This is a genomic window from Paraburkholderia polaris (assembly GCF_012927345.1).
GTDB classification, from domain to species: domain Bacteria; phylum Pseudomonadota; class Gammaproteobacteria; order Burkholderiales; family Burkholderiaceae; genus Paraburkholderia; species Paraburkholderia polaris.
The window spans coordinates 25,919-37,666 of the sequence record NZ_JABBGJ010000025.1; the positions used below are offsets into that span (position 1 = coordinate 25,919).

The 11,748-nt window shown below is 63.4% G+C and carries 8 protein-coding genes; 2 read left to right on the forward strand and 6 right to left on the reverse strand.

Annotation, left to right across the window (positions count from 1 at the left end):
- Positions 1 to 45: 45 nt before the first annotated feature.
- The 6 genes from HHL24_RS22935 to iolG form a co-directional block, all read right to left on the reverse strand.
- A complete protein-coding gene (locus HHL24_RS22935) occupies positions 46 to 891 on the reverse strand; it encodes an inositol monophosphatase family protein (RefSeq protein WP_169487660.1) in 846 nt (281 codons plus the stop codon).
- Entirely contained in the window at positions 888 to 1,961 is a 1,074-nt protein-coding gene (locus HHL24_RS22940; RefSeq protein WP_169487661.1) for an ABC transporter ATP-binding protein, read from the reverse strand. The genes HHL24_RS22935 and HHL24_RS22940 overlap by 4 nt, the downstream gene beginning before the upstream one ends.
- Positions 1,958 to 4,138, reverse strand: a complete 2,181-nt coding sequence (locus HHL24_RS22945; RefSeq protein WP_169487662.1) for an ABC transporter permease — start codon at positions 4,136 to 4,138, stop codon at positions 1,958 to 1,960. The genes HHL24_RS22940 and HHL24_RS22945 overlap by 4 nt, the downstream gene beginning before the upstream one ends.
- A gap of 9 nt (positions 4,139 to 4,147) precedes the next feature.
- Positions 4,148 to 5,173 (reverse strand): ABC transporter substrate-binding protein, encoded by a 1,026-nt coding sequence (locus tag HHL24_RS22950; RefSeq protein WP_169487663.1) that lies wholly within the window; start codon positions 5,171 to 5,173, stop codon positions 4,148 to 4,150.
- A gap of 202 nt (positions 5,174 to 5,375) precedes the next feature.
- On the reverse strand, positions 5,376 to 6,419 hold the full coding sequence (locus tag HHL24_RS22955; RefSeq protein ID WP_169487664.1) for a LacI family DNA-binding transcriptional regulator: 1,044 nt from the start codon (positions 6,417 to 6,419) through the stop codon (positions 5,376 to 5,378).
- A gap of 80 nt (positions 6,420 to 6,499) precedes the next feature.
- Positions 6,500 to 7,489: an inositol 2-dehydrogenase gene (gene iolG, locus HHL24_RS22960; RefSeq protein WP_169487752.1), complete on the reverse strand. Its 990-nt coding sequence runs from the start codon at positions 7,487 to 7,489 to the stop codon at positions 6,500 to 6,502.
- Positions 7,490 to 7,862: 373 nt separating this feature from the next.
- On the opposite strand from iolG, the gene HHL24_RS22965 reads away from it, so the two are divergent.
- Positions 7,863 to 9,827: a bifunctional 5-dehydro-2-deoxygluconokinase/5-dehydro-2-deoxyphosphogluconate aldolase gene (locus HHL24_RS22965; RefSeq protein WP_169487665.1), complete on the forward strand. Its 1,965-nt coding sequence runs from the start codon at positions 7,863 to 7,865 to the stop codon at positions 9,825 to 9,827.
- On the forward strand, positions 9,824 to 11,746 hold the full coding sequence (gene iolD, locus HHL24_RS22970) for a 3D-(3,5/4)-trihydroxycyclohexane-1,2-dione acylhydrolase (decyclizing) (RefSeq protein ID WP_169487666.1): 1,923 nt from the start codon (positions 9,824 to 9,826) through the stop codon (positions 11,744 to 11,746). The genes HHL24_RS22965 and iolD overlap by 4 nt, the downstream gene beginning before the upstream one ends.
- Positions 11,747 to 11,748: the final 2 nt, after the last annotated feature.

Below are 11,748 nucleotides of genomic sequence, written 5' to 3' on the forward strand. Positions count from 1 at the left end.
GTGAAATCGGACGGTAAGCGTTCGGTGTGTCATACGGGTGACGGGTCAGCCAACGCGCGCGGGCACAGCTTCGCCTTCTATCAGTGCGATCAACTCCGGATAAAGCGAAGCGCCCGCGGCAACGATTGGATTGCCCCGCAACACGCCGTTGTTGGCAAAGAAGTCGTTGGTCACGCCACCGGCTTCGCGCACCAGGACGATTCCGGCAAGACAATCCCACGAATTGATGTGCGGCTCGTAGTAGCCAATCAACCGTCCAGCCGCCACATACGCGATCATCAGCGCACCCGATCCGTTGCGGATAAACATGCCGCCTTCGCCAAGCAGCCGATCGAGGAACGGAATGAACGCCGCTGGCTTCACGCGATGGGAAAAACCCACGCCGAGTACACCTTCACGGAAGGTACGCGCGGAGCTCGCGTTCAGCCTGACGTCGTCGACGAATGCCCCCTGGCCCCGCGCCGCGTGAAAAAGCTCGCCGCTATTCGGGTCGAACACGGCGCCAATGGCCGGCTCGCCGTCGACGAGAATGCCGATCGACACACACCATGCGTACATTCCGTTCAGAAAGCAGCTCGTCCCGTCGATAGGATCGACGACCCAGATGACACGTTCGTTCGAAAGCGCGGCGGACGCGCTACCCGCGCTTTCTTCTCCGAGAAATGCGTCATCGGGAAAAGCTTCGCTCACATATTTCCGTACGATGCCCTCCACTTCCCGATCGGCGATACTCACAACGTCCTGCACGCCCTTATGTTCGATTTCGAGCGTGGCGCGATTGCGGAACATCTGCAATGCCCGCTCGCCCGCCTCTTTGGCAATCTTGCGCGCCAGCGCATAGCGGGAATCGAGATCGATCGAAACCGGCGTCGGCGATCCAATGACAGTCATGCGTGTGCTCCGATAATCGCTGCGCCATGCGCCTTGAGTTGCAGCCCGACCTGCGCGCCACGGAGGAAAATCTGGTCCAGACGATGACACACGACGAAAAGCTCCCCGAGTTCTGATTGAATGGTGTACTGCATTTCTCTGCCAAGATAAGTCGCCCGGCTGACTTCGCCGATCAATGCCGTGTCGCTGCTGGCCACCTGCAGCGCAATCGCTTCGGGACGCAACGCGATTCTGACTGCACCGGTTCGGGTACCGCTATACGGCAGTTCGACGGCCGCGCCGCTGATGAGGCAACTTGCCGTTTTGCCGTTCGCCACGCGAATCTCCCCGTCGACCAGGTTTGCGTTACCAATGAAGTCCGCAACGAACTCGTCGGCTGGCGCTTCGAAGATTTCGCGCGGCGAGCCTTGTTGAGCAATCTTCTTGCGGTTCATCACGACGATCTGATCGGAGATGGCCAACGCCTCCTCCTGATCGTGGGTCACGTAGACCGCGGTCAGCCCCAGCTTCAACTGCAGGTCGCGAATCTCGTCCCGCACGCGGGTGCGCATCTTGGCATCGAGATTCGACAGCGGCTCGTCGAGCAACAGAATCTCCGGCTCGAGTACGAGAGCCCGTGCCACCGCAACCCGTTGCTGCTGACCACCGGACAGCTCGCTCGGCGAGCGGTCGGCCAGATCGGCGAGTCCGACGAGCGCCAAGGCCTCAAGCGCGCGTTCGCGTGCCTGCTTTTTCGGTTGACGAGCCACCGTCAATCCATACGCGACGTTCTCCGCAACGTTCATATGCGGAAACAATGCATACGACTGAAACACCATGCTGACGTCGCGTTCCGCAGCGGACAGTTCGGTCACATCGCGGCCACCGATCAGAATGCTGCCTTCATCCACGCGTTCCAGCCCGGCAATCATCCGCAGCGTGGTCGTCTTGCCGCAGCCGCTCGGCCCCAGCAGCGTCACGAGGGTCTTCGGTTCGATGCTGAAGCTGATGTCGTCGACCGCTACGCTTTTGCCATATCGCTTGGTCACGCGCTCGAAGGCGAGCGAACCACGCCGTTTCACATCTTTCATGCTGCTTTCTCCTTCAATACCGGGCGCCGCTTGCCGGCAGTCTGAACACGAGTGTGAGCGCGCAACCGGCGTGTGCCGACAAATCGCTGCGTCAACAGAATCATCATGAGCATCACGACCACCAGCACGCTCGCATAGGCGATCGCCGTGCCATAGTTGCCGTTCGAGACGAGGCCGATGATGTAGGACGTCGCCATGTCGTAATTGGCGCTGACCAGAAAGATCACCGCGCTCACCGACGTAATCGAGCGCACGAAGCTGTACACCAGCGCGGAGGCGAGCGCCGGGCGCAGCAGCGGCAGGATCACGCGGCGAATCGTCGTAAAGCTGCTGGCCCGTAGCATGATGGACGCCTCGTCGAGGCTCGCATCGAGTTGGCGCATCGCGGCGATACCGCTACGCAGCCCCATCGGCATATTGCGGAACACGAAGCACAGCACGAGGATCGCCGCGGTGCCGGTCAACTCGACCGGCCCCGAGTTGAAGGTCAGCAGGTAGGCGATGCCGATCACCGTGCCCGGAATCGCGAAACTGAGCAGCGTGCCGAACTCGAACAGGCGCTTGCCGGCGAAACGCTGGCGAATCAGCAGCCACGCCGCGAGCATGCCGACCAGCGAGGTCAACGGCGTGGCGATCGCCGCGATCGTGAGCGTCGTGAAGAACGACGGCCAGGCCTGACCATGCCAGTGCAGCCCGGCTGCGTCGCCGGAGACCCCGAATGCGTCGAGGTAATGCGCAAAGGTCAAACTGTTATCCACGCCCCAGATCTTCACGAAGCCGCCGAGCAGCATCATTGCGTACACGACCAGCGTGAAGACATACCAGGGCACCGCCATACACCACAGCCCGATCTGAAGCCGGCGATCGAGCGGCGCATGTGCGCCGCTGTCGGCCTTGCCCGACACCGTGACGTAGGACTTGCGGCCAAGCCAGAGGTTTTGCAGCATGAACGCGCCCAGCGCGAACACCAACAGTACCAGCCCGAGTCCCGCCGCGCGGCCCGGATCGTTCTGGGCACCGACGACGGAGAAATAGATCTCCGTGGACAGCACATGGAAGTTTCCGCCCAGCACGATCGGGTTGCCGAAGTCGGCCATGCTCTCGATGAAACACAGCAGGAACGCGTTGGCGAGGCCCGGCCGCATGAGCGGCAGCGACACCGTCGCAAAGGTCTGCCAGCGCGACGCACCGAGCGTTTGCGAGGCCTCCTCGAGTGACGGGCCGACGCCTTCCACCACGCCGATCAAGGTCATGAACGCGATCGGCGTGAACGCGAGCAGTTGCGACAGCCACACGCCCGGCAGGCCATAGAGCCAGCGCCCCGGCATGACACCGAACACATTGGCAATCAGCATCGTCAGCACGCCATTGCGGCCCAACAACAGAATCAATGCGAGACCCAGCACGAACGGCGGCGTAATGATCGGCAGCACGCTCAGGCTGCGCAACATCTTGACCCAGCGCGCCGAGGTGCGGGCCACCAGCAACGCGAACACAATACCGAGCAGCGTCGAACCGGCCGCGGTCGCCAAGGCAAGCGTCAAGGTGTTCCATGCGACGCCGCAGGTACGGCCACCCGAGAGGCATGCGAGTCCCCACACGCTGCGCGACGCAATGCGCGGCAGCACGGCGGTCAGGGCGAAGTGGCCGTCCGCATCGCCGAACGCGTCCAGCAGGATACTGCCGACCGGCCAGAACACGAACATGCCGATCAACGCCACGACGATGCCGATCGCAGCCGTCACGAACAGATCGCCTCGGCATGCACCTAGCAACGCCGCCCCGCTCGTCAGGATCACGATGAACACGGTGGTGGCGAGCAGCGCGCCCGCTCCGAGGCCCGTCGGCGAGCCGGCCTGAACCGGCATGCCCCACGCCAGCCACGCCATCGTAGCCAGCCCGGCCGCGCCGACTGCCAACCAGAGCACGCCGAGCCGCCGCCGCGAGGCAATCGTCCCGACCCCAAGCGCAGTAACCATCAGTAATCCGAACAGACCCCACAGCGGAGTCAGCCCGAAGCGCGCGGCTTGCAATAGCGCCGCCGCACCCAGCTTCGAACCGAATACCGCGGGCGCGACCCAGTGCAGCGCGAACACGCCGCTGTCCTGCTGATACCAGGGCAACGCGACGAGTGCGAACGCGCCGAGAGCAAGCCAAATCGACAGAGTCTTTTTCATCTGCGTGCTTCAGTTACCGTGAGAGTAGATTTCCGACGTCCAGCGCTGCAGCAGATGCTTGCGCGTCTGCGGCGAGCCGTACTTCGCGAAGTCGTAGTTGACCAGCTTGATCGAGGCCACATTCGGCGCCTGCGGCGGAACCTTCGCTTGCATGTTCGACGGGATCTGATACGCCTTCGCGTCGACTGCCGCGGTCTGCGTATCCGCACGCAGGGCAAAATCGTAGAAGCGCTTCGCCTCGTCGAGGTCTTTTGCACCGGCGATAATGCTCATCCCGCCGATCTCGTAGCCGGTGCCTTCGCAAGCCGGCACGACCGCAATCGGAAAGCCCGCCACCTTCTGTTTGATCAGGTCATGCATGAATTCGATCGCCACGGTCGACTCGCCGCGCGAGGCGGCTTCGCCCGGTGCAACACCGGTATCCGTGTATTGACTGATGTTCGCGTTGAGCGAGCGCATGTAAGCGAACGCATTATCTTCGCCGAATAGCTGGACCAGCGTGGCCAGCGCGACATACGAGGTTCCCGACGAATTCGGATTGGCGATCTGGATCTCGCCTTTATAAGCCGGATTCAGCAAATCTTTCCAGCACTTCGGCGCAGGCAGGTTGCGCTGTTTCAACTCGTTCTCGTTATAGCCGATCCCCAGCACACCTTGATAGATGCCGACCGAGCGGTTCTGCGCGACCTTGGCGAAGGTCTGGGCCCAAGGCTGCAATTGAGACTGCAACGGCGATTGATAGGGCTGGGTCAGATTTTCGAAAGCGGCCTGCAGATGTGCGTCGCCCGAACCGGCCCACCACACGTCGACCTGCGGATTCTTCGCCTGGGCCTGAATCTGCGCAAAGCTTTCTCCCGCGCTCTTGCGAATCATCGAGACCTGCACCCCGCTCTCCTTCTCGAAGCGAGTCTTCATCAACTGACACCACTCCAGGTCCGCCGAACACAACACGTTCAGCTTGCCTGCGGCGTGCCCGGCGGACATCACGCCCAAGCCGAGAACGATGGCGACCGAGCAGCGCAAAAAGCTTTTCATGCGTTTGTCTCCAGTTATTTATATGACGTGGTGCGCCGCATTCATGGCTTCTCTCGCGGAATCTCATGAGCGGTTCAAACGATGATCCGGCCGAAGCCTCGGAATCTCAATCAATCTTTTTTGCACACGAGTGCAATTTAGCATCAAGTAGCGGCGTATTCAACAGAAGCCGCTCAAAAGAGCTTGAAACCGTGCCAGGGATTTACCCGGATATTGGGCCCGCGGTATCACGTTCAACGAACGAAACCGGCACGACCCGGACTTGCGCCGGCGTGTCGAAATCGTTCATGCGCTCGACCAGCACCTGTACGGTGTGACGGGCGAGTTCCTGCACATTCTGCGCGACCGTGGAGAGCCGGTAGCTGTCGAGGCCGGCATGCTGGATATCGTCGAAGCCAACCACCCGGATGTCCTCGGGCACGCGCTTCTGGAAGCGATGCCGCACCGCGTCAATGAAGCCCAGTGCGATCATGTCGGTGGCGCAGAACACGCCATCCGGAATGCCGCGCGAGCGGTTCAGGAGCGTATTGGCGGCCTGCTGGCCGCTTTCGTAGCTATCCGTGGAGGTGTTGCACAGTTCGACGTCGCCTTTGCGCCGCGGCAGCCCCTTGAGGGCGTCGACAAATGCGTCGCAGCGGGCCTTGCCGCTGAAGTTGGAGATGTGCGGTCCGACAAACGCAAACCGCGTGGCGCCCGACTGGATCAGGCGCTGCGCCGCCATGCGGCCGCCCGCGTCGTTGTCGCTGTTGACCACGTCCGCACCGTCGAGTTCGGCGGCCCGGTTGACCATTGCGACCGGAATCCGACGGTTCACGTATTCGCTCGCCAACGCGAGCGGCGGTGCGCCAGAGGTCATGATCACGCCAGCGATGCGGTAGCTCAGCAGGATCTGCAATGAATGAGCGATCTGGTCGGCGTCGTCCGCATTCATCAGAATCGGCAGGAAGCCATGTTCGCCGAGGTAATGGGCGAGCGGCGCCAGCAACTTGACCCGGAAAGGATTGGCGAGGCCGGACGTCACCACGCCGACAAAACTGCTGCGCCCCTGGATCATGTTGCGGGCGTTGATGTCGACCTGATAGCCGAGTCTTTCCGCAGCCTGCATCACCAGCGTTTTGGTCTTACCGGAGATGCTGGCCCCCGGCGTAAACGCGCGCGAAACCGCCGAACGCGACACGCCCGCGAGCTTCGCCACGTCTTCCGCGGTCGCCCAGCTTTTATCCTTGTCTTTCTCTTTGTCGTTCATGTGCGTCCCGCGCCCTTCGGATCAACTACTTTTGTCAACTCAGTAGCTTATCAAAGGCGCGCGAATCGCACACGTGTTCATCAGTCGAGCATGACTGGCGCTCCGCTGGCGAAGGAACGGGCCGCTGCGTCGGCGAGTTCAAGCGCTTTCAGGCCGTCGTCGATTGTCGTGCGCACCGGACCGCCATTCACGAGCGCCGCGACGAAATGCGCGATTTCCGCGGCATACGCCGCCCGATAACGTTCGAGAAAGAACGCCTCGGGCAAATCCGTCGACACGTTGCGCCCGGAGAACGCCGTGACTTCGGTTGGCCGGACGTTGCCAGCTTGCAGCATGCCGCGCGAGCCGAGCACTTCGAAGCGCTGGTCATAGCCATAGGCGGCGCGCCTTGCGGTATTGATCACACACAGCAAGCCGCGGCGCGTACGAATCGTGACGGCCGTGCTGTCGATGTCCCCAGCGGCTGCAATCGCCGGATCGGACAGGCAACTGCCCGTTGCATGCACGCTGCGGGCTTCGTCGCCGAGAATCCAGCGGCAGATGTCGAAGTCGTGAATCAGCATGTCGCGGAAAATCCCGCCGGATCGTTTGATGTAGTCCGCCGGCGGCGCGCCGGGGTCGCGGCTCGTCACCACCAGCATTTCAGGGTCGCCGATCTCGCCGCCCGCGAGGCGTGCCTGCAGCCCGGCAAAGGTCGGATCGAAGCGCCGCTGAAAGCCGATCATGCACGTGACGCCGGCCTGTACCACCGCGTCCGCACAGGCCCGCGCCCGCGCCAGATCGAGGTCCACCGGCTTTTCGCAGAAGATGTGTTTGCCAGCGCGCGCGGCCAGTTCGATCAGCGGCGCATGGGTGTCCGTACTGGACGCGATTACGACCGCCTGCACCGCCGGGTCGCCAAATATGCCGTCCACGTCCGCCACCTGCGCACCATGACGCTGCGCCAGTTCTTGCGCGCTCGCCTCGTGCACGTCGGCCACGTACTTCAAGCGGATGCCGCTCTGCGCCGCCACGTTGGCCGCATGAATCCTGCCGATCCGCCCTGCCCCGATCACTGCTGCTTCAATCATCATCCCCTCACCGTCGAATAGGAATCCAGCCTGAAAAACACAGACGGAAGTGTGGCGAATCACGCGGCCGAACCACGCTGCCGCACTGCCGCCGAAACGAAACTGGTGAAATCCTATTGCACTTTGCACACGAGTGCAATATTCTTCGCTGGCAAGACCGCGGTCCATGAACCGGTCGGCATGCGACGGGTGCGGCACACCGCGGCGGCACCTTCTCAGGAGACACATCGTCGTCTGAAGGCCCATGCAACGCGGCCTCAGCCAGCGAAGACCGCCCCCGCGAGCCACTCGCGGCGGGACGCGACCGTGCGCTCCTCGTAGACGTCGCGTGCCGCGCCCGCACTTCCCTGTTGCGTTTTTTATTGATCCCGACATGACAACCACACCCTTCACTGCGAGCCCCTTGCACGAGCGTCCGCTGGACGTGATCTGCATTGGCCGGCTCGCCGTCGATCTCTACGCACAGCAGATCGGCTCGCGTCTCGAGGACGCCACCAGTTTCGCCCGCTATCTAGGTGGCTCGTCCGGCAACATCGCGTTCGGCAGCGCGCGGCTCGGCTTGCGCTCAGCGATGCTCACACGGGTGGGCGACGACCACATGGGGCGCTTTCTGACCGAAGCGCTCGAGCGTGAAGGCTGTGACACGCGCCACGTCAAACGTGACGCGGGTCATCTGACCGGCCTCGTGATTCTGGGGGTCAAGGATCGGGACACCTTTCCGCTACTGTTCTATCGTGAGAACTGTGCGGACATGATGTTCAGCGAGGACGATGTCGATGAATCGTTCATCGCATCGTCGAACGCTGTATTGATCACCGGCACGCACTTCTCGACGCCGCGCGTCGCCGCAGCCAGCCATCTCGCGTTGAATCATGCACGCCGCCATGGCGTGCGAACCGTGCTCGATATCGACTACCGTCCGGTACTGTGGGGGCTCACCTCGCGCGCCGACGGCGAAATCCGTTACGTCACGAGCGACAAAGTCACGATTCACCTGCAACGGATCCTGCCGCAGTTCGATCTGGTGATCGGCACGGAGGAGGAATTCCGCATCGCCGGCGGCGGAGACAATCTGCTCGCGGCACTGCATGCGGTTCGTGCGGTAAGCCAGGCGACCCTCGTAGTGAAGCGTGGCCCGCTCGGTTGTACGGTGATCGACGGCGCCATACCCGCCAGTCTCGATGACGCCCGCACCTTCAGCGGGCCACGCGTCGACGTATTGAACGTGCTCGGCGCCGGCGATGCCTTCGCCTCCGGCTTCCTGTCGCGCTGGTTGCGCGGTGCGAGCTGGGCGGAGTGTGCGCGCGCCGCCAATGCATGCGGTGCGCTGGTTGTGTCCCGGCACGGCTGCGCGCCCGCCATGCCGACGGAAGCCGAACTGCAGCACTTCCTCACTATCACCGAGCAGCACGGCGGCGCGCAGCTCCGGCCCGATCTCGACGCGGAGCTTGCGCATCTGCACCGCGTCAGCGTCCCGCGTACCAGGCGCGACGCGCTGTATGTGTTTGCCTTCGATCATCGCCCACAGTTTCTTGAACTCGCGCGCGAAGCGGGCACGGCGGAAGAACGGATTCCCAGACTCAAGCAGTTGTTCGTCGACGCCGTTGCGCAAACGGAGTCGGCGCGAGGGCTCACGGGCAAGATCGGCGTGCTGATCGACGGCCGTTATGGTGTGGACGCATTGAATGCGGCAACCGGACGCGGCTGGTGGATCGGCCGCCCGGTCGAATTGCCGGGTTCGTCGCCGCTCGTGTTCGAGCCCGGCCGCTCGGTCGGTTCGGCGCTCGTCAGTTGGCCCGCTGAACATGCGATCAAATGCCTCGTGCAATACCATCCCGACGCGGACGCCGAAGAGCGGATCGAACAGGAGTCCCAGGTCCTCGCGCTCTATGAGGCAGCCAAGGCTAGCGGCCACGAACTGCTGCTCGAAGTGATTCCGTCGAAGCGTCTGCCCTGCGGCCCCGACACGGTCTATCGCGCCGTCAAGCGGCTGTACAACCTCGGCATCAAGCCCGAATGGTGGAAGCTGGAGCAAATGAGCGCAGCGCAATGGCAAGCGATCGACACGCTGATCGATGAACGCGATCCGTGGTGCCGCGGCACCGTCATGCTCGGCCTGAATGCGCCACTCGATCAGTTGGTGCAGGGCTTCGCGCAGGCACGCCAGGCGCGCCGCTGCGTCGGCTTCATGGTGGGCCGCACGATCTTCCAGGCGCCGGCGCAGCGTTGGCTCGCTGATCAGATCGATGACGCCGGTCTGATTCGCGAGGTCAGAGCCAGCTTCGAAATGCTGATCGACGCATGGGACCGCGCCGCCGTCACGGAGCGTGCAGCATGAACGCGCCGACACCGAACTTGCAACCGCCCGCCATCCAGCCGACCGTCCGGTTGACCATGGCCCAGGCGCTCGTGCGCTGGATGGCCGCGCAATTCGTTACGTTGCCGGACGGCAGTGAAGCCCCCCTGTTCGGCGGCGTGTTCGCCATCTTCGGGCATGGCAATGTCGCCGGCATCGGCGAGGCACTTTACGCACAGCGCGACGAAGCGCATTTGCCGCTGCCCACCTTGCGCGCGCACAACGAACAGGCGATGGCGCACTCGGCGATCGCTTATGCGAAAGCGCACTTCCGGCGCCGCATGATGGCCGTCACGACCTCGATCGGGCCGGGCGCGACCAATCTCGTGACCGCCGCCGCGCTGGCCCACGTCAATCGGCTGCCGGTGCTTTTGCTGCCGGGCGACACCTTCGTCTCGCGGGCGCCAGACCCGGTTCTGCAACAGATCGAAGATCCGCACGACGCAACCGTCTCGGCCAACGACGCCTTACGGCCCGTCTCGCGCTACTTCGATCGCATCGTTCATCCGGCCCAGTTGTTGAGTGCATTGCCTCGCGCGCTGCGGGTGCTGACCGACGCCGCGCTGTGCGGTCCCGTCACGCTGGCGCTGCCACAAGACGTACAGACCAGTGCGTTCGATTACCCCGAAAGCTTTTTCGCGCGACGCAATGTGACCTTCCATGCGCCAGCCCCCACAGCGGCCGAACTGCAACGCGCCGCCGAGCTGCTGCGCGGTGCGCGTCGACCGTTGTTGATAGTGGGCGGTGGTGTGCTGTATGGACACGCGTCGGACGCGCTAGCGGCGTTCGTTCGCCGCCATCGCATTCCCGTTGCCGAGACCCAGGCCGGCAAAGGCGCATTGAACTGGGATGAACCGCTCAATTGCGGCGCGATTGGTGTAACAGGTTCGCCTGCCGCCAATCAGTTGGCCGCGCAGGCGGACGTGGTGATCGCAGTCGGCTCGCGTCTGCAGGACTTCACGACCGGCTCGCATTCGCTATTTCCTCATGCGAGTGTGCTCGCCATCAACGCAAGCGCGCTCGACACCATCAAGTGCGGCGCCCTTGCCTTGTGCAGCGATGCCGCGCCCGCGCTCGATGCGTTGTCGACACAACTGCGCGACTGGCAAAGCGAACCAACCTGGCAACGCGACGCAATTCAGGCAGCAGACCGCTGGCGCGAAACCGTACTGAACCTCACCGCGAAGCATGCGAACAGCAGCGCGGATACCACCCGCTTGCCTTACGACGCCGACCTGATCGGCGCGGTGCAGCGCTCACATGCGGACTCGCCGACACACGACATCGTGGTGTGCGCGGCAGGCACGTTGCCCGCGGAACTGCATAAGCTCTGGCGCACCGGCGCGCGCGGCGGCTATCACGTCGAGTATGGCTTCTCGTGCATGGGCTACGAGATCGCCGGCGGCCTCGGCGTGAAGCTCGCACGGCCGGAGCGCGAAGTGATCGTGATGGTCGGCGACGGCAGCTACCTGATGATGAACAGTGAAATCGCGACCTCCGTGATGCTCGGCGCGAAACTGATCGTCGTGGTGCTGGATAACCGCGGCTACGCTTGCATCAACCGCCTGCAACAGGCGTGCGGCGGTGCGCCCTTCAACAACATGCTGGCCGATTGCCAGCAAGGGCCGGACGGCGCGCCGGCCACCGACTTCGCCGGCCACGCCCGTGCGCTGGGGGCGCTCGCGGAACACGCCGACAGCGTCGCGGCATTCGATGCCGCCATGCAACGCGCGCGCGCCGCGCCGCGAACCTATGTGATTTCGATCGACACCGACGCCGCCCGCACGACCGCCGAAGGCGGCTGGTGGTGGGAAGTGGCTGTACCGGAAACGTCCGCGCGCCCTCAGGTGCAAGCCGCTCACGAGGCTTACCTCGCCGGCAAGCAACATCAACGGAGATAACC